This window comes from Streptomyces sp. NPDC101181 (assembly GCF_044767975.1).
In the GTDB taxonomy this organism is placed as follows: domain Bacteria; phylum Actinomycetota; class Actinomycetes; order Streptomycetales; family Streptomycetaceae; genus Streptomyces.
Window position 1 is genome coordinate 1 of sequence record NZ_JBIWOX010000024.1, and the last position, 18178, is coordinate 18178.

Sequence of the window (18178 nt, forward strand, 5' to 3'; positions counted from 1 at the left end):
CCACCAACCTGCACCAGGTGCAGGCCGGGGTATCAACATATCTGGCGTTGACTTTTGGCACGCTGTTGAGTTCTCAAGGAACGGACGCTTCCTTCGGCCCCGTATCACCGGGCCCTCCGGGCGCTTCCCTTTAGTCTTACCGTTCTTGCGTTTCCGACTCTACCAGACACTTTCCAGTGTCCGATTCCCGGCCGAAGCGGGCCATACAGTTTCGCTTTCCAGGTTCGTCGCTTTCGCGCTTTCCCTTTCCAGCGACTCCAACGTTATCAGACTTCATTCGGTCCGTTTCCGGTCCGCATTTGATTTCCGGTGACCCGTGGAATGGTCTTGCCTTTCGGCTGATCCGAACTTTATCAGAAGCTTTTGGGGGTAAATGAACGACCCAGAGGCTTGAGATGAAGCGAATCGAGTGGCCCGGCGGGATGAACGAGCATCCTCTGCACGAGCGAGATGGACCTTATGTGGTCGCTTCGAACCTGTCCAGTCCGAGGCAACCGTTTGAATCTACCTCCCCACGTCCCCCGTGTCAACGGTCTTGTGGGCGAAGAGGAGACTAGCAGCTCGACAAGGGCGATCGCACATCGGCGGTCAGGATGCGGCGGGCAGCTCGGCGCTTCGTTCGACCGCAGTCAGGTCGCCCATGTCGCCGGCTCGTGCCGCGCGACCGCCCAGGACGTAGACGTACGCGAGAAATGCCAGCTCAGCGGCGATACCTATGGTGATCCTGGCCCAGGTGGGGAGGCCGGAGGGGGTCACGAAGCCTTCGATGAGGCCCGATACGAACAGGATCAGGGCCAGGCCGATCGCCATGCCCAGGGCCGCGCGGCCCTGCTGGGCCAGGGCTGCTCTCCGGGACAGGGGGCCGGGATCGATGACCGTCCAGCCGAGGCGGAGCCCCGTACCGGCGGCGACGAAGACCGCGGTGAGTTCGAGCAGGCCGTGCGGCAGCACCAGGCCGAGGAAGACGTCCAGGCGGCCTGCGGAGGACATGAGGCCCAGGCCGACGCCGAGGTTCAGCATGTTGAGGAAGAGGATCCAGAGCACCGGAAGGCAGAGGAACGCGCCGAGGACCAGGCAAAGCGCCGCGGCCTGTGCGTTGTTCGTCCATACCTGGGCCGCGAACGATGCCGCCGGGTGGCTGGAGTAGTAGGTCTCGTACTGCCCGCCCGGCCGGGTCATCGCCCGGAGGTCTTCCGGGGCGGCTATCGCGGACTGGACCTCGGGGTGTGTGCCGACCCACCAGCCGAGAAGTGCGGCCACTGCGGTGGACAGGATCGCGGTGGGGACCCACCAGTGACGCGACCGGTAGACCGCGGCGGGGAACCCCGCGGTGAGGAATCGGGTCACATCGCGCCAGGACGCCGTGCGGCTGCCGGTCACCGCCGACCGGGCACGGGCCACGAGCTGGGTGAGGCGTGCGGTGAGTACGGGGTCGGGGGTGCTCGACTGGATCAGCGACAGGTGGGTCGCCGTGCGCTGGTAGAGGGCGACCAGCTCGTCCGCCTCCGCGCCGGTGAGGCGGCGGCCTCGGCGCAGAAGGTGTTCGAGGCGGTCCCACTCCGAGCGGTGGGCGGTGACGAAGACGTCGAGGTCCATGGGCGGTTGTTGCTCCAGGGCAGGGATGCGTACGGGTCCGTACTGCTGCGGCGCACTGTCGGTCAGCTTGGCAGACTGGGGTCCGGCTGGGCAGGAGAAGGTCGGCGGAGGGTGGGGCCCGATGAGCGAGCTGGTGACCGGTGACGCGGTCGTTCTGGGGCTGAGACCCGCGAGGCTGCCAAGTCGTGCACTGGCCGCAGCGATCGACCTGTCGGTGGTTTTCGCCGTCTTCCTTCTTTTTTCTGTTCTTCTGGGCATTGCCTCGGCCTCGCTCGACGAGGCGGCCGTCGCCGCCATCGCGGTCGCCTCGTTTCTGCTGGTCCTGATCGGCGGACCGGTAGCCGTGGAGACGCTGAGCCACGGTCGGTCGCTGGGGAAGCTGGCCTGCGGGCTGCGCGTGGTGCGGGACGACGGCGGACCGATCCGGTTCCGGCACGCGCTGGTGCGGGGGGCCATGGGACTCGTCGAGATCCTCATGACCTTCGGCGCTGTGGCCTCCATCGCCTCGCTGGTGTCGGCGCGGGGGTGTCGGCTCGGTGATGTGTTCGCCGGGACGCTGGTCGTGCGGGAGCGGGTCGCGGCGTCGGGGCGGTCCTCTGCCGTCCCGCCTCCGCCGCCCTGGCTGGTGGGCCGGTTCGGGGAGCTGGATCTGTCGGCCGTACCGGACGAACTCTGGCTCGCGATACGGCAGTACCTGACGCGGATGCAGCAACTGGACCCTGGTGTGGGCCGTTCGATCGCGGAGCGCCTGGCCGGTGAGCTGGTGTCGCGGACCGGAACGACCGTGCCGCAGGGTGTTCCCGCGGCCGCGTTTCTGGCCGCGGTGGTCCACGAGCGCCAGACGCGGGACGCGCGGCGTGTGTTCGCTCCGGGAGGGGCGCCGGGGCCCGGTCTGTCCGCGCCTGCTGCTGCGGCTGTTGCGGATGTCGGTTCACCCGTGGCTGCCCGGCGCCTGGGGAGCGCGGAGGCGACGGAGGTGACAGGGGCTGTCGGGGGCGCCGGAGTCACTTGGGCGGACGGGGGCGCCAGCGGTGCCGGCGGTCAGGGTGTGGCTCATCGGCCGGAGGGGTCCGGGGGCGCGCCTTCCTCCGGGTTCGCTCCGCCCGGCTAGGTCATGACCCGGGGCATGTGGGCGGGCGAGGGTGAGCTACTGCGACGGGGGTGTCTCCAGGTGTTCCAGCTCGATGCCGGGAGCCGCGAGGACCACGTCGCCGGCGATGTGAACCGTGTGCCGCTCCCCCGTGTCCAGGGCGGTGACCTGGTATTCGTCCACCGTCAGGGGGCCGTTGTCAGTGGCGTGCGCTTCACTGTTCACCAGTGCCCAGGACTGGTCCACGGTCCGGGGTGCGAGGACCGGGTCCGTGAAGGTGACCACGCGGACGCGGGTCGTAGGGGAATCGGAGGTGAGGCGAAGGAGCCGGGTCATGGCGATGAGGAACGCGGGGGACGCGCCGGCGAAGGCGTGGGCACGGACGTTGCCTTCGGTGGCGTGAGCGCCGGTCGGGTCGGTCCTGACCCAGGTGACGCCCTCCAGGGCCGCGCCTCGGATCTGCCAGCTGGCGGCGTGGAGTTCGAGACGGATGGGGCGGCCCAGCTCGTCCAGGGCCAGATCCAGGGAGCCCTGGTGGTCGCCCGTGGGAGAAGTGGTCTGGGAGACGTAACGCCAGCCGGAGGGGCCGGGGGCGCAGTGGAAGTGTTCGTCACCGAGGGGGGTGTGATCATGAAGGTCGTGGAGCGAATACCTGCCGCGGGGCATGGGATCCTTCGGGTTCCTCGGGCTGTGCGGGGGCGGTAACGGGAGCAGGCCCCCGGCACGGGGGTGCGGGGGCCTGCACTCGGAGCTGCTGTGGAGAGCCATGATCCGTCACGCCGCTCGGTGTTCACCCCGTTCGGGGTGCGGAAGGCCGGTCTTCCGCACCCCGGGGGTGGAGCGGTCGGGGTGGGTCAGTAGCGGTAGTGGTCGGGCTTGTACGGGCCCTCGACCTCGACGCCGATGTAGGACGCCTGCTCCGGGCGGAGCGTGGTCAGCTTGACGCCCAGCGCGTCGAGGTGGAGACGGGCGACCTTCTCGTCGAGGTGCTTGGGCAGCACGTACACGTCGGTCGGGTATTCCTGCGGCTTCGTGAACAGCTCGATCTGCGCCAGGGTCTGGTCCGCGAAGCTGTTGGACATCACGAAGGAGGGGTGGCCGGTGGCGTTGCCGAGGTTGAGCAGGCGGCCCTCGGAGAGAACGATGAGGACCTTGCCGTCGGAGAACGTCCAGGTGTGGACCTGGGGCTTGACCTCGTCCTTGACGATTCCGTCGATCTTCGCGAGACCCGCCATGTCGATCTCGTTGTCGAAGTGGCCGATGTTGCCGACGATCGCCTGGTGCTTCATCCGGGCCATGTCCTTGGCCATGATGATGTCCTTGTTGCCCGTCGTGGTGACGAAGATGTCCGCCGTCTCGACGACCTCGTCGAGCGTGGTCACCTGGTAGCCGTCCATGGCCGCCTGGAGGGCGCAGATCGGGTCGATCTCCGTGATGATCACGCGCGCGCCCTGGCCGCGCAGGGACTCGGCGCAGCCCTTGCCGACGTCGCCGTAGCCGAAGACCACAGCGGTCTTGCCGCCGATGAGGACGTCGGTGGCGCGGTTGATGCCGTCGATGAGGGAGTGGCGGCAGCCGTACTTGTTGTCGAACTTCGACTTCGTCACCGCGTCGTTCACGTTGATCGCGGGGAACAGGAGGGTGCCGTCGCGGTGCATCTCGTAGAGGCGGTGGACACCGGTGGTGGTCTCCTCGGTGACACCGCGGATCTCGGAGGCGAGCTGGGTCCACTTCTGCGGGGACTCGCCGAGGGTGCGGTTGAGGAGGGTGAGGATGTGCGCGTACTCCTCACTGTCCGCGGTCGACGGGTCCGGGGCGGCGCCCGCCTTCTCGAACTCGACGCCCTTGTGGACGAGGAGGGTAGCGTCACCACCGTCGTCGAGGATCATGTTCGGGCCGCCGGTGGGGGTGTTCGGCCAGGTCAGCGCCTGCTCCGTGCACCACCAGTACTCCTCCAGCGTCTCGCCCTTCCAGGCGAAGACCGGGATGCCGGCGGGGGCTTCCGGGGTGCCGTTCGGGCCGACCGCGATGGCCGCGGCGGCGTGGTCCTGGGTGGAGAAGATGTTGCAGGAGGCCCAGCGGACCTCCGCGCCGAGGGCGACCAGCGTCTCGATCAGCACGGCCGTCTGCACCGTCATGTGCAGCGAGCCGGTGATCCGGGCGCCCGCCAGCGGCTGGGCGGCGGCGTACTCTTCGCGGATCGACATGAGACCGGGCATCTCGTGCTCGGCGAGGGTGATCTCCTTGCGCCCGAAAGCGGCGAGGGAGAGGTCGGCGACCTTGAAGTCCTGGCTGTTGGCGACCGTCGTCATAACGGGCTGCTCCTCGTGATGGGTCGAGGGTGGGCTTGTCTGGGCTGACTCTGCGGCGGCGGGGCACACGAATGCCCGAGCGTTCGCAGTGCAGTCCGTCGGAGGCCCTCTGTCCCTCGCCCGGCCAGCTGCTGCCGACCGGTCGACCGCCATCAGCAGCGACGTCTGTTATCCGTATCCGAATCTACACCGAACGGCCCAGTGACCCCCAGCCCGTCCGGGGGGAGGGGCATGTGTGAGGGGTCACCGGGCCGATCGGGGCTGATGTCGGGTGGGTCAGTGGCCGGAATCCCGCGGATCCGGCGAGGGCGGGGTTCCGTCCTGCCCCGGGCCGGGGTTCGTGTCCGGGTTGGTGGCCGTGGACTCGTCGGGGTGCGTGGGGGTGGTCGTGCCGGGGCGCGGGGCCGGGGTCTCGCCGAGGTGTGCTTCGGTGGCTGTGCCGGGGGGCGGAGTGGCGGGCTTGCTCGGGTTGCTGCCCTCCGCCGCCGCCTCCGCGTCGAAGATGTCGGGCTCCAGGTAGATGACCCGGGCGATCGGGACGGCCTCGCGGATGCGGTTCTCGGCGGCGTTGATGGCGGTGGCCACCTCGGCCGCGGTGTCGTCGTGCTGGACCGCGACCTTGGCGGCGACCAGCAGTTCCTCGGGGCCGAGGTGGAGGGTGCGCATGTGGATGATGCGGGTGACGGTGTCGCCGTCGACCACGGCCGCCTTGATCTTCTCGACGTCCTCGATGCCCGCGGACTCGCCGAGCAGGAGGGACTTCGTCTCGGCGGCCAGGACGATCGCGATGACGATCAGCAGGATGCCGATGCACAGGGTGCCGACGCCGTCCCAGACGCCGTTGCCGGTGGCGAGGGCGAGACCGACGCCGCCGAGCGCCAGGATCAGGCCGACGAGGGCTCCGAGGTCCTCCAGGAGGACGACCGGCAGCTCGGGGGCCTTGGACCGGCGGATGAACTCGGTCCAGGAGCGGTCACCGCGCGTCTGGTTGGACTCGATGATCGCCGTACGGAAGGAGAAGATCTCGGCGATGATCGCGAAGACCAGCACCCCGACCGGCCAGTACCAGGCCTCGATCTCGTGGGGGTGCTTGATCTTCTCGTAGCCCTCGTACACCGCGAACATGCCGCCGACCGAGAAGAGGACGATGGAGACGAGGAAGGCGTAGATGTAGCGCTCGCGCCCGTAGCCGAAGGGGTGTTGGGGGGTCGCCTCGCGCTTCGCCTTCTTGCCGCCGAGCAGCAGAAGCCCCTGGTTGCCCGAGTCGGCGAGCGAGTGGACGCTCTCCGCGAGCATCGACGAGGAGCCACTGAAGAGGAACGCCACGAATTTGGCGACGGCGATCGAGAGGTTGGCGGCGAGTGCCGCCACGATCGCCTTGGTTCCGCCTGACGCGCTCATAGGTGCGTGGTGTCCCTTCGTCGGTGTACGACATCCGCCGTCACGGTGAGGCGGCACATTGTTGCAGCCGACGGGGCAGGGTGCCGGACTCTTGGTCAGGTGCCCACGGTGGCTCGGAAGAGTGTGCCCGCTCCCGACGCTTCTACCGGTTCGCCGGCCGGTACGAAGACCGACTCCCCCGGGTTCAGCGACAGTTCGCCGACCTGGACGGCTCCCCCGGTGCAGAGCAGGATCTGCGGGGTGGGAGCGGTCAGCTCGGTGGGGTCGGCACCGGCCGCGAGGGTGTAGCGGGACAGGGCGAACTCGTCGACGGGGGTCTCGTACAGTTCCTCGCCCGACGGGGCCGCCTCGGGGCGCAGCACACCGGGGTCGGTGGCCTCGAAGCGGACGATGCGCAGGAGTTCGGGTACGTCGATGTGCTTGGGCGTCAGGCCGCAGCGGAGCACGTTGTCCGAGTTGGCCATGATCTCGACGCCGAGGCCGTCGAGGTAGGCGTGCGGGACGCCCGCGCCGAGGAACAGGGCCTCCCCGGGCTGGAGTTGCACGTAATTCAGCAGCATCGCGGCAAGGACGCCGGGGTTACCGGGGAAGTGGTGGGCGATACGGGCGTACGGGGCGTACGCGCCGCCGAGGCGTTCCGCGGCGGCCGCCGCCCGCTCGACGGTCCCGGCCATCTCCGCGGGGTCCGCGCCGAGAATCGCCGTGAGCACCTCGCGGAGGGCGGCTTCCTCGGGCTGTGCGCGGAGGAGGTCCACGTACGGCTTGAGGGAGTCGACCCCCAGAGCGTCCATCGCGTCCGCCGCCTCGGCGGGCCTGCGGAAGCCGCACAGTCCGTCGAAGGGGGTGAGCGCGCAGATCAGTTCGGGCTTGTGGTTGGCGTCCTTGTACGTGCGGTGGGGGGCGTCGATCGGGATGCCCCGGGCCTCTTCGTCGGCGTAACCGTCACGGGCCTGGTCCAGGTTCGGATGGACCTGGAGGGAGAGGGGGGCGCCGGCGGCGAGGAGCTTGAGGAGGAAGGGGAGGCGGGGGCCGAACCGGGCGACCGTGGCCGCGCCGAGTTCGCCCTCCGGGTCGGCCGCGATGACCTCGGTGAGGGGCAGTTCCTTGTCACCGGGCGCGTTCGCGGTGGTGCGGCTGATCCGTGAGGGTGCTCCGGGGTGGGCTCCCATCCACATCTCGGCCTGCGGTTCGCCGGTGGGTTCTCTGCCCAGCAGGGTGGGGATGGCCGTGGTGGAACCCCAGGCGTAGGGGCGCACGGTGTTGGACAGCCGGTCCATGAAGTCGTCCTCTGGGTGGAGATGGGGAAGCAGGCGTGACAGGGGCGTGGGGTGGTTCGGGGTGCCGGTGCGGGTGGGCCGTGCGGCTCGGTGATCGTCGACGGACGAACGGGCCGGTGGGTCAGGGCCGGGGCGCCGAGGCCAGCGACAGGTAGACGGCCGCGAAGTCGGTGATCGCCAGCAGTTCCGCCAGGGTCTCCAGCTCGCTGCCCTCGTCCGGTTCCAGTTCGCTGACGGGGGTGTCGTGGCCGAGCGCCAGCTCCCGGGCCGCCGGGTAGGCGCTGAGGCCTCCGGTCGGGCGGTCCCGGAGCAGGACGACCCGGGCTCTGAGCGTCTCGCCCTCCTCGACCCGGTCGCGGAAGAAGTCGTCGGGGTCCGCGCCCGCCGCGAAGTCCCCGGTCAGCAGCGTGCCGTGCGAGGGCAGGGCCTCGGGGAGCTCGGCGGTGAGAGCGGGGCGGCCCGCCAGCTCGGACAGTACGGCGGCGAAGCGACGGCCCACCGGACCCGCCGCTTCGCCCTCCGTCCACAGCAGGGGCAGGGTGTCGGCGAGTTCGGCGGCGAGCGTCTTGGCCGGGTTGCTGTAGGTGGCGATGGCCGGACCGCAGCGTTCCGCGGTGCGGTCGAGGCGGTCGGCGACCTTCTGGAGTTCCTCGGCGGGCGCGGTCACCAGACCCACCCGGTCCAGGAGGGCCAGCAGCGGGGTGAGCAGCGCCCACAGCGTGCCGGGGCCCGCGGCCGAGGTCTCCGCGTCGTACTCGCCGTGCGGGGCCGCCGCCATCGGGACCACCAGGCCGTGGACCCCGTCGACGGCCTCGCGCAGCGGTGAGCGGTTGGGGGCCACGGCGACGACGGTGCAGCCGCGGCGGTAGGCCTGCTCGGCGAGCAGCGCGAGGCCCGGTTCGGAACCGTCGGCCGTCGCGATGAGCAGCAGGTCCACGGAACCGGCCCAGCCGGGCAGGGCCCAGCGCAGGGCGCCGGGGGCGGGGGCGACGCCCGTGGGGTGGATCCGTACGACGGGGGCGGCCGCGCCGGCCAGCGCGCCGATGAGGTCGGCGACGCCGGAGGCGGCGGTTCCGGGGCCCGCGACGAGGACGGCCCGGGGCCGTCCTTCCGGGGCCAGGCCTCCGATGCCCGCCTCGGCGGCGTGCCGGGCGGCGGTGCGTACGCGGGCGCCCGCCTCGGCCGCGCCGCGGAGCAGGTCGCGGCGGTCGGCGCGCGCGAGGGCGTCCGGGGCGTCGAGCAGGGACTCGTCGAGCATGGCGGTGGGCCTCCGATCACCGGGTGGGTGCGGTACGCGGGTGCGGGGGTGGCCAGGGGGTGCGATCCGGTGCGGTCCGGTCAGGTGCCCGGGGCGGGGGTGCGGTGCGGTGCCCGCGTTCCGGAGGTGGGGTTCGGGCTCTGTCGTGAGCCGGTGCCGGTGCCCTGCCGGGGCGTAGCCGTACCGCGCCGTGCGTCGCTTTCGGCCGTACTCGCTTCGCTCGCGGTCAGGCGGGGCGGCGCGCCTCGTCCACGAGCAGCACCGGGATGCCGTCCCGGACCGGGTAGGCCAGGCCGCAGTCCGCACTCGTGCAGACCAGCTCGGGGCTGTCGGCCGACGAACGGTCGTCGAGCGGGGAGTGACAGGCCGGGCAGGCCAGGATCTCCAGGAGGCCGGCTTCGAGCGGCATGGGGTGAGTCCCTTCGAACATGCGAGTCCCGACCCACGTGGATCAGGCGTCGTCAGCCTACCGCCGGGGTGACGGGGGCGCGGCCCGGCTGCGGGGCGGAGACCGGGGATGGAGCGGGGCGGGGCGCGTCGGGGAGCGCCCGGCTGGTGGGGCGGGTTCGTCCTCGGCGCCGGACGGACTGCGATGTCCGGGCACCGCCGCAGCCCTCGCTATCCCCGGATCAGGTTCAGCACCTCGTCGCGTACCGCCTTCATCGTCTTCTCGTCCCTCGCCTCGACGTTCAGACGCAGCAGCGGTTCCGTGTTCGACGCGCGGAGGTTGAACCACCAGTCGGCCGTCGTGACCGTCAGGCCGTCCAAGGCGTCGAAGGTGACGTCCTCGCGGGTTCCGTAGGTCTGCTTGACCTTGGCCACGCTGGCGGCCTGGTCGGCGACGGTCGAGTTGATCTCTCCGGAGCCCGCGTAGCGGTCGTACTCGGCGACCAGCTTGGACAGCGGGGCGTCCTGCCCGCCCAGTGCGGCCAGGACGTGCAGGGCGGCGAGCATGCCCGTATCGGCGTTCCAGAAGTCGCGGAAGTAGTAGTGCGCCGAGTGCTCGCCTCCGAAGATCGCGCCGTGCCGGGCCATCTCCGTCTTGATGAAGGAGTGGCCGACCCGGGTACGGACCGGGGTGCCGCCGTTCTCGCGCACCACCTCGGGGACGGACCATGAGGTGATCAGGTTGTGGATGACGGTGCCCTCGCCGCCGTTGCGGGCCAGTTCGCGGGCGGCGACCAGGGCCGTGATCGCGGACGGGGAGACGCCCTCGCCCCGTTCGTCGACCACGAAGCAGCGGTCCGCGTCGCCGTCGAAGGCGAGGCCGAGGTCGGCGCCCTCGGCGCGTACACGGGCCTGGAGGTCGACGATGTTCTTCGGTTCGAGCGGGTTGGCCTCGTGGTTGGGGAAGGTGCCGTCCAGGTCGAAGTAGAGGGGGACGACATCCAGCGGGAGGCCCGCGAGGACCGTGGGGACCGTGTGGCCCCCCATGCCGTTGCCCGCGTCCACCACGACCTTGAGGGGGCGGATCGCCGTCAGGTCGACCAGTCCGAGGAGGTGCGCGGCGTAGTCGGTGAGGGTGTCGCGTTCCGTGATCGTGCCGGGGGGCGTGGAGGCGGGAGGCAGCGGGGCGCCGTCCGACCACTGTTCGACCAGCGCGCGGATCTCCGCCAGGCCGGTGTCCTGCCCGACGGGGGCCGCACCGGCCCGGCACATCTTGATGCCGTTGTACTGGGCCGGGTTGTGCGAGGCCGTGAACATCGCCCCGGGGAGATCCAGCGCGCCCGAGGCGTAGTACAGCTGGTCCGTCGAGCAGAGCCCGATGAGCGTGACGTCCGCTCCCCGGGCCGTCGCGCCGCGCGCGAACGCGTCGGCCATGGCGGGTGACGTCGGGCGCATGTCGTGGCCGATCACGATCGCCTCGGCAGCCGTGACCTGGACGAACGCCGCTCCGAAGAGTTCGGCCAGCGACTCGTCCCACTGGTCGGGCACCAGCCCGCGCACGTCGTACGCCTTCACGAGCTGCGACAGATCAGCAACCACGGCCGGTCCTCCTGGGGTCTTCGCGGACCGCCTAAACTACCCGGCCGTAGGAGCCCTCCGGATCCGGCCTCAGGAGTCGGGGGAGCGCAGCACCCGCAGGTGGCCGCGGCGGGCCACCTCCACCGGGTCCGCGGAGCGGCCGCGGCCTCCGCCGTCCGGACCCCGGTCGTGCGGCCTGGCCGCCTCCCTGACCGCGTTGGCCAGTGCTTCGAGGTCGTCGCCGCTGGGGTGCGCGGGTGCGGAGCCGTCGGAGAGCCGCACCACTTCCCAGCCCCGTGGCGCGGTCAGCCGCTCACTGTGCTCGGCGCAGAGGTCGTAGCAGTGGGGCTCGGCGTAGGTGGCGAGCGGGCCGAGGACCGCAGTCGAGTCGGCATAGACGTACGTCAGTGTCGCGACGGCAGGGCGGCCGCACGCGGTGCGCGAACAGCGACGTACAGGGCTCACGATGTTGGACGGTACCGCACTCTTGAGCGGGCTGCGACGACTCTCCCTCAGCTCACCCCACCGTGTCGTCCTGTGACCTGGGGCACAGCCGCGTCCCGGGCGGCTCACCTGACCTGCGCCGCTGCGGGGCCGCGGTGATCGCGGGGCCGCGCGGAGGCTGTGGAAGGGGGTTGACGGCCGCTTCACGCATGTCGTCAACGATCGGATTACGGGCCTGAAAAGGGCTCAACCTTGGCCGGAAAGTTCAAGTACGGACATCGGTACGCGCTGTGCACGTCGGAGGCCGCCTCCGGCGTCGGCGTTGCCGGGACTGGCAGGTCCTGGCTCGTGCCTGCCCGGCGCCGAGCGGTCCGTCGGCCGCGGCGTCTCCACGATCAACCGGGGCCCCGGAGCGTTACGCTGCGTCGGTGATGGACAGTCCCGTACCTCCCCACCCGTTCGAGCCGCGGCCCCGGCGCCGTGACCGGCACGGCCGCGGTATGCGCGGGCCGGTCGCGCCGCCGCAGGTGCCGTTGTCGGCCAGCAGGGGGGAGACCTTCCGCGACCTGGTCCAGGACTCCGTGGAGCGGCTGGAGCGGCGCTGGCCCCAGCTGGCCGAGGTGGACTTCGTCGTCCTCGACGTGCCCGGTACGCCGGAGGAGACCGTTCCGCTCGGCGGCGCCGTACCGGCGGGCAAGGGGCGGCCCGCTCAGATCGTCGTCTACCGGCGGCCCGTGGAGATCCGGACCAAGAGCCGCGAGGAGCGGGCCCTGCTCGTGCACGAGGTCGTCGTCGAGCAGGTCGCCGAGCTGCTGGGGCTGGCACCCGAGTCGGTCGACCCCCGGTACGGGCAGGACTAGGGCCGGTCGCCGGACTGCCGCCCGCTGCCGCTACGGGCGACGGGCAGAGCTGGTCCGCGCTCGGACGGGCGAGCCCCTGCGCGCGGGGCCCGCCCACGTACCGCCCGGCACCGCCCACGGGCCGGCGCCCGTGCGGGACCTCCTCAGTCGTCCAGGACCGACAGGTCCTGCCGGGCCGACGGGACCGCCACCGCGCCCCGGTCGTCGGGGAGGGTCTGCACGGTGAACATCTGGACGCCGCCGCCCGTCCGGACCAGCGAGCGCGACGCGTGGACCGGGCCGCCCGACGTCGTCTCGACCGTCAGCGCGTAGGTGCCCTTGAGCCCCTGAGGGGCCTTCGGGGTGACGGCGAGGGTCGTGCCCGCCTTGACGGTGTACGTCTCGACGGACGGTTCGCCGCCTCCGCTGCCCGCCGACGCGGTGACCTTCACCTTGGCCTCGGCGCCCGGAGCGGTCAGGGAGAGCGTCGAGCCCTTGGTCTGGTTGTCCGTCACGCTCGCCCGAGCGCCGACCGGCCCGGTGGCGGGGATGTAGGCGACTTCCTGCTTGTCACCGGTGCCCCGGACCACGCGCAGCGCCGCCACGATCGGTGTCGCCCGGTCCTTCTCCACGGGGACGAGGCGCAGGGAGCCCGGTTCGCCGCGGGTGACGTCCTTGAGGTCGGCGGCCGCGGTCATGCCGGACTTGATGTGGAGGGTGGCGTTCCCGGCCGGGGAGAACGCCGTGTTCTTGCCCAGGAGCTGGACCTTGACGTCCGCGTCGTCCTCACCGGGTGCGAAAGCGATCAGCTGTACGGCGGTGGCGTCGGCGGGGATGCCGGGCATCACGAGCGTGCCGGACGGGTCCTGGGAGGCGGTGATCCAGTCGCTGCCCGCGGTGTCGTCGGCGCTCAGGACGACCGCGCCGACACGTCCGGAGCGGGTGGTGACATGCGCGGTCAGCCGGTCGACGGCCTCGTCGGTGAGGGTGGACATCAGGAGCGCGACGCTGGAGCGGCCGGGCACGGTGATGCCGTCGCCCACCTCGGACTTCACCACGCCCTCGGGGCCGAACAGCTCGATGTCGGCGACGGCGGCGGTGTCGTCGGGGTTGGTGAGGTGCACGTACTCCTGACGGGACTTCGCGGTGCTCGTGCCCGGGAACCAGAAGTCCGTGTCGGGGGCGGTGCAGCTGACCCCGAGCAGGCCCCGGGCCCCGCCCGCGCTGACCTCGGTGGTCTGCTGGGCGGACCAGCCGGGGGCCAGCCGCCCGGTCGCCGTACCGACGAGGGCGGGGGCGGCGGAGCCGTCCGCCTCGGCCACGACCGGCGTTCCGGGCTCCTTCACCGCGAGGAGCGGCTTCTCGGCCTTCTGCCTCGCCTTCGCCGCCGCTTCCTCGGCCTTCTTCGCCTTCTTGGGGTCGGTCATGTCCTCGTCGTCGGGGACCGGGAGCGCGGGCTTCAGTTCGGCGGCGGCCTCGCCGTCGCCGCCCTCGCCCGCCGGGGTGAACGCGGTGTAGCGCGTCTTCGCGAGGTCGGAGCCGCTGGGCGCCGGGCACACCAGGCTGGAGCGCTCGACCGGGAGCAGCGCGGCGGCCTTCGCCTCCGGGGCCGCCGGGCCATCGGGCGCGGTGACCGTGGCGAAGCCGGTGATGGCGGCCAGGGCGACGGCACCGGCGATCAGGGACAGGTGGGTGGACTTCACTCGGACTCGCCTCGCGATGCGTTGCCGGACGATGCGTTACCGGACTGCCACGGGGCGCGGCCCGGGACCGGGGGGTCGGCGTGGTCGCCGTTCTCGGCGGGTTGCCGGGCGGGGTCGGCGTACGGCTGCTGCTGGTGCGGCAGCTCGCCGGTGTACTGGCCGTATTCGTCGTACGCCCCGTACTGGCCGGGGTACGTGCCGCCGCCCTGGTCGGAATAGGTGCCGCTCTGGTCGGTGTACTGCTGGGTGTACGGGTCCTGCGCGCCGTAGCCGTAGGGGTAGCCGCTCTGGTCGCCGTAGCCCTGGTAGCCCGCGTTCTGGGGCTGCTGGGGCTCGTACTGCTGTTGATGCTGGGGCTGCTCGGCGTACGGGTCGGGCTGGTACGTCGCGTAGTAGTCGGCGTCCTGGGCCTGTTGCTGCCCGTCCCACTCCCCGTACCCCTGCTGGTGCGGGATCGCCGGGGTCTGCGCGGTGGCGCCCGCGGCGTACGGGTCGGGTGTGCCGTCATCCGTCCGGAAGCCGTCCGCGGTCTCGGCGGCCTCCGCACCCGCGCCGGTCTCCGGAACGGCACCGGGCTCCGGGGCGGCCGCCGCCTCGGCCTGGGCCGCGGCGCGCAGCCTGCGGGCGCGGCGGCCCTCGCCGTCGGCCGGCTCGGCGGCGGTGGCCAGGTCCTCGTCCGGCAGGTCGTCGTCGATCTCACGGCGGCGGCCCGGCAGGGCCATCACCACCAGGACGACGGCGAGCGCGGCCTGCGCCCAGATCCAGGCGGTGTGCGTGACCGGGGCCTCGTGGGTGAGGTCCAGGCGGCCGCCCTTCGCGGCGAGTTCGAAGCCCTGGGCCCAGCCGTCGACGGTCTTGCGGGTCAGCGGCTCGCCGTCCAGCGTGGCCTGCCAGCCCGGGTCGGCGGCGTCGGCGATCCGCAGGACGCGCCCCGCCTCGCCGGAGGGGATCGTCGTATGGGCCTCGACCGGTCCGGAGCCGACAGGGACGCTCTCGCCCTCGCCGGAGGCCGGGGTGATCATGACGCGGGCGACCTGGCGGTCCACCCGCCACAGGGCGCTGCCGTCCAGCTGGCTGAGGCGGCTGAGGCCGGGGGTCGCGTCGAGGACCCGGCTCATCTGGCGCGGCGCCCCGTCCCGTACGAGGACGTAACGGATGGCGAAGCCGCTGAGCTGGCCGCCCTGGTCGGCGCCGGAGCCCGCGACGAGGTTCGCGACGACCTTGTCGAGGCTGCTGTTCGAGCCGCCCGCCTCGGTGAGTTCGCCGTCCCCGAGCCGGGCGCCCGAGCCGCGGACCAGGCTGTAGGCGACGGAGTCGGGTGAGGCGCCGCCGAGGACGAGGGTGCGCGGCTGGTCGCGGGTGCCGCTCTCCTCGGCCACGAACGCGGGCACCTGGACGGGGTCCCGCCGCTCCAGCGGGCCGTCGGCGCCGCCGATCATCCAGCCGGCCGCGGCCACGACCGGGGCGAGCCCGGCGGCCAGGGCGATCAGCGCGGCGAGGGGCTGCCGCCAGCCGAAGCTCTGCTCGGCGACCCGGATGCGGGCGCCGTCCGCGCCCACCAGGGCGGCGGCGATCAGCGCGGTGCCGTAGACGAGGGTCGCGGGCCCGGCCCAGGCCGATCCGTTGGCGAGGGCCGCGACGGCGAAGCCGACGAGCGCGACCGCCCAGGCGGCGCGGACGGCGAGCTGCCGTTCGTCGCGCAGCAGCGCGGCGAGGGCGGCCAGCACGATGCCGAGGAACAGCACGCTTCCGGCCGTGCCCGGTCCGCCGGGGCTGATGCCGAGCAGGTCCAGGGCCGAGGCCGACCCCGTACCGATGTCCAGGCCCGCTTCGTCCAGGAAGGCGGACGGGCTGGTCAGCAGGGTGAGCGACCAGGGGGCCAGGACCAGCACCGGGGTGCCGACGGCGGCGACGAAGCGGAGGCCGTACGCCGTGATGTCGCCGCGCCGCAGCACCAGCACGCCGAGGCCGAGGACCACGGCGACGGGCCAGACGACGGGGGTGAACGCCATGGTGACGGTGAGCAGCAGGGTGTACGCCCAGGTGGCGCGCCAGCTGCCGCGCTCCCCCGCCGCGCTGTCCGCGCGCAGCCCGTGGGCGGCGACGCCCGCGCGGGCGATCAGCGGGAGCAGGACGAGGAGGACGGCGGTGCCCAGGCGGCCGGTGGCCAGGGCGCCGGTCGCGGCGGGCAGGAAGGCGTACGCGACGCTCGCCCAGGCCCGCAGCAGCCGGGAGGGCAGCAGCGGCCGGGAGGCGAAGTAGGCGGTGGCCCCGGCCAGCGGGATCGAACAGACCAGCAGCACGCTCACGGCGAGGCCGGTCGAGCCGAGGAACAGGGCCGACAGGGCGGCCAGCAGGGCGAGGTAGGGCGGGGAGGTCTGGGTGCCGCCGGTCCCGACGGTGTGCCAGGCGTCCGCGTACCGGCTCCACAGCTCGCCGGCCTCGGCGGGGACGGGCAGCAGCGCGCCTCCGGCCAGGGCGCCACCGCCGAGCAGGTTGCGGCAGGCCACGAGGGAGGCGATCAGGAGGAGGGCGAAGAGGATCGGTCCCGGCTTGCGGCCGATGCGCTTGAGCCGCGCGAACTGGTCGACTTCGAGGAAGTCGGCGTCGTCACCGCCGGGGCCGGACTCGACGGCCCCGTGCCGCGAACCGCCCGCGTCGGCCTCGGTGCGCCGGCTGACGCTGCCCGCGACCTGGTCGACGGTGGCCCGGACGGTGGCGCCGGGCGGCGGGAACAGGGCGCGCAGTTCGGCCGCGTCGACCGCGCCCTTCCCCCGGTCGCGGCGGGCGGCGAGGATGCGGCCGGGGCGCAGCAGCGTGCCCAGCAGGCCGGTGACCTCGTCGAGCGCCTGGCCCGGCACCTTGCCGACGAGGTAGGCGAGGGCCCGCAGCAGGGTGCCGACGACGAGCCGGAGCAGCACCCAGGGCAGGGCCTTGCCACGGGCGTTGACGAGCATCGTGTAGACCGCGCCCGCCTTGTCGACGCGGTGCGGGCTGGCGACGGAGCGGCCCGCGCAGTCGATGGGGCGGCGCTCGCGGGCGGAGGCCTCGGCGTGCCGCAGGACGGCGTCCGGGGCGACGAGGACCCGGTGCCCGGCGAGGTGGGCGCGCCAGCACAGGTCGACGTCGTCGCGCATCAGGGGGAGCCTGCGGTCGAAGCCGCCCAGCTCCTCGTAGACGTCGCGCCGGATGAGCATCCCGGCGGAGGAGACGGACAGGACGGTACGGACCTGGTCGTGCTGGCCCTGGTCCTGCTCCCGGCGGTCCAGGCCGGTCCAGCGGCGGCCGCTGTTGGCGATGGAGACGCCGACTTCGAGGAGCTGCCTGCGGTCGTACCAGCCGCGCAGCTTGGGCCCGACGATCGTGGCGTGCCGGTCGCCGTCGACGACGCGCAGCATCGCGGCGAGCGCGTCGGGCTCGGGGGCGCAGTCGTCGTGCAGCAGCCAGAGCCACTGGACCGGTTCGCCGTGCGGCAGCTCGGGCAGGTCGTAGTTCTCGTCGACCCAGGTCCGGGTGACCGGGTCCCAGCCGCTGGGGCGCTTGAGGTAGGGGAGGTCGTCGGGGGTCAGGATCCCGGCCGTGCGGGCCGCCTCGTCGACGGCGGTGCCGAAGCTGGTCCGGCGGGCGAGGTGCAGGACGCGTTCGCCGCCGAGCGCCTCGGTGACCAGCCGGGCGGAGTCGTCGGCGCTGCCGGTGTCGGCGGCGATGACGTTCTGTACGGGGCGTTCCTGCCCGAGCAGCCCGGCCAGCACGTCGGGCAGCCAGCGCGCGCCGTCGTGGGAGACGAGCACGGCGGTGACGACGTGCCGGGGGAACTCTGGGGCGGCGGCGGCCGCGTTCGGCGCCGCCGAGTGGCTGTGCACGGACATCGGGGTACGGGCCCTCCGGCCGGGTCCGGGGGCGTCCCCGGGGGCTGCATCGGTGTACACGCGCGCCCCGGCGGGGCGTTGGCGCGTCTCGGACGGGGCCCCACACTAACGGTACGGATACCTGGCGGGGTCCCCCGAGCGGGTGAACGGCCGACTCCGCTACGGGCGGGAGCCGGAACGGGACCGGAGGCGAAACCGCAGGCCGACCGGGCGCGGACCCGGCTGCGGGGGCGCGGGCGAGGCGCGGGTGGGGTGACGGCGGGAGCCGGGGCGGGAGGGAAGCGGGGCGGGACGGGAGCGGGGGCGGACATGCCGACGGCCCGCCGACCGGGCCCCGGTGCGGGGACGGGCGGCGGGCCGTCGCGGTAGCGGAAGCCGGGCGGTACCGGGAACCACAGGATCCTGACGGTGCCGTGGGTCACGG

Annotated in this window: 13 protein-coding genes; 2 read left to right on the plus strand and 11 right to left on the minus strand. The window is 72.6% G+C overall.

The genetic code is table 11. The features are described 5' to 3' along the window. Positions 1 to 588: 588 nt before the first annotated feature. Positions 589 to 1596 (minus strand): stage II sporulation protein M, encoded by a 1008-nt coding sequence (locus tag ACIRRU_RS27300; protein ID WP_403684840.1) that lies wholly within the window; start codon positions 1594 to 1596, stop codon positions 589 to 591. Positions 1597 to 1717: 121 nt separating this feature from the next. Between ACIRRU_RS27300 and ACIRRU_RS27305 the strand changes: the two genes are divergently transcribed. Then, on the plus strand, positions 1718 to 2707 hold the full coding sequence (locus tag ACIRRU_RS27305; protein WP_403684843.1) for an RDD family protein: 990 nt from the start codon (positions 1718 to 1720) through the stop codon (positions 2705 to 2707). 36 nt (positions 2708 to 2743) lie between these two features. On the opposite strand, the gene ACIRRU_RS27310 is transcribed toward ACIRRU_RS27305, so the two are convergent. The 8 genes from ACIRRU_RS27310 to ACIRRU_RS27345 form a co-directional block, all read right to left on the minus strand. Further along, entirely contained in the window at positions 2744 to 3352 is a 609-nt protein-coding gene (locus ACIRRU_RS27310) for a hypothetical protein (protein ID WP_403684846.1), read from the minus strand. A gap of 188 nt (positions 3353 to 3540) precedes the next feature. Next, the gene (ahcY, locus tag ACIRRU_RS27315) at positions 3541 to 4998 is read right to left on the minus strand and encodes an adenosylhomocysteinase (protein ID WP_403684849.1); all 1458 of its coding nucleotides are present in this window, start codon (positions 4996 to 4998) and stop codon (positions 3541 to 3543) included. A gap of 276 nt (positions 4999 to 5274) precedes the next feature. Next, positions 5275 to 6399 (minus strand): cation diffusion facilitator family transporter, encoded by a 1125-nt coding sequence (locus ACIRRU_RS27320; protein WP_403684853.1) that lies wholly within the window; start codon positions 6397 to 6399, stop codon positions 5275 to 5277. Positions 6400 to 6494: 95 nt separating this feature from the next. Further along, complete coding sequence (manA, locus tag ACIRRU_RS27325) at positions 6495 to 7676, minus strand: mannose-6-phosphate isomerase, class I (RefSeq protein ID WP_403684856.1); 1182 nt, start codon at positions 7674 to 7676, stop codon at positions 6495 to 6497. Between the two features lie 121 nt (positions 7677 to 7797). Next, complete coding sequence (locus ACIRRU_RS27330; RefSeq protein ID WP_403684859.1) at positions 7798 to 8934, minus strand: SIS domain-containing protein; 1137 nt, start codon at positions 8932 to 8934, stop codon at positions 7798 to 7800. 226 nt (positions 8935 to 9160) lie between these two features. After that, positions 9161 to 9343, minus strand: a complete 183-nt coding sequence (locus ACIRRU_RS27335; protein ID WP_403684862.1) for a Trm112 family protein — start codon at positions 9341 to 9343, stop codon at positions 9161 to 9163. Between the two features lie 209 nt (positions 9344 to 9552). Next, the gene (locus ACIRRU_RS27340; RefSeq protein WP_403684865.1) at positions 9553 to 10920 is read right to left on the minus strand and encodes a phosphomannomutase/phosphoglucomutase; all 1368 of its coding nucleotides are present in this window, start codon (positions 10918 to 10920) and stop codon (positions 9553 to 9555) included. Between the two features lie 69 nt (positions 10921 to 10989). Next, complete coding sequence (locus tag ACIRRU_RS27345) at positions 10990 to 11415, minus strand: DUF3499 domain-containing protein (RefSeq protein ID WP_363201350.1); 426 nt, start codon at positions 11413 to 11415, stop codon at positions 10990 to 10992. A 359-nt stretch (positions 11416 to 11774) separates the two neighbouring features. Here ACIRRU_RS27345 and ACIRRU_RS27350 point away from each other — a divergent pair, with 359 nt between their 5' ends. Then, entirely contained in the window at positions 11775 to 12203 is a 429-nt protein-coding gene (locus tag ACIRRU_RS27350) for a metallopeptidase family protein (RefSeq protein WP_363201316.1), read from the plus strand. Between the two features lie 143 nt (positions 12204 to 12346). Here ACIRRU_RS27350 and ACIRRU_RS27355 read toward each other — a convergent pair whose 3' ends face one another. Both ACIRRU_RS27355 and ACIRRU_RS27360 read right to left on the minus strand, forming a co-directional pair. Further along, positions 12347 to 13885 carry a DUF5719 family protein gene (locus ACIRRU_RS27355; RefSeq protein ID WP_403684868.1) on the minus strand — a complete coding sequence of 513 codons (1539 nt, stop codon included), beginning with the start codon at positions 13883 to 13885 and terminating at the stop codon, positions 12347 to 12349. Continuing rightward, positions 13882 to 17754, minus strand: coding sequence for a glycosyltransferase (locus tag ACIRRU_RS27360; RefSeq protein ID WP_403684871.1), 3873 nt, complete (start codon positions 17752 to 17754; stop codon positions 13882 to 13884). Before ACIRRU_RS27360 ends, ACIRRU_RS27355 begins: the two co-directional genes overlap by 4 nt. Between the last annotated feature and the right edge of the window lie 424 nt (positions 17755 to 18178).

Excerpts from the sequence above, each read along its gene's own strand:
- ACIRRU_RS27300 (WP_403684840.1), bottom strand. The coding sequence starts at position 1,596 with ATGGACCTCGACGTCTTCGTCACCGCCCACCGCTCGGAGTGGGACCGC.
- ACIRRU_RS27305 (WP_403684843.1), top strand. The coding sequence starts at position 1,718 with ATGAGCGAGCTGGTGACCGGTGACGCGGTCGTTCTGGGGCTGAGACCC.
- ACIRRU_RS27310 (WP_403684846.1), bottom strand. The coding sequence starts at position 3,352 with ATGCCCCGCGGCAGGTATTCGCTCCACGACCTTCATGATCACACCCCC.
- ahcY (WP_403684849.1), bottom strand. The coding sequence starts at position 4,998 with ATGACGACGGTCGCCAACAGCCAGGACTTCAAGGTCGCCGACCTCTCC.
- ACIRRU_RS27320 (WP_403684853.1), bottom strand. The coding sequence starts at position 6,399 with ATGAGCGCGTCAGGCGGAACCAAGGCGATCGTGGCGGCACTCGCCGCC.
- manA (WP_403684856.1), bottom strand. The coding sequence starts at position 7,676 with ATGGACCGGCTGTCCAACACCGTGCGCCCCTACGCCTGGGGTTCCACC.
- ACIRRU_RS27330 (WP_403684859.1), bottom strand. The coding sequence starts at position 8,934 with ATGCTCGACGAGTCCCTGCTCGACGCCCCGGACGCCCTCGCGCGCGCC.
- ACIRRU_RS27335 (WP_403684862.1), bottom strand. The coding sequence starts at position 9,343 with ATGCCGCTCGAAGCCGGCCTCCTGGAGATCCTGGCCTGCCCGGCCTGT.
- ACIRRU_RS27350 (WP_363201316.1), top strand. The coding sequence starts at position 11,775 with ATGGACAGTCCCGTACCTCCCCACCCGTTCGAGCCGCGGCCCCGGCGC.
- ACIRRU_RS27360 (WP_403684871.1), bottom strand. The coding sequence starts at position 17,754 with ATGTCCGTGCACAGCCACTCGGCGGCGCCGAACGCGGCCGCCGCCGCC.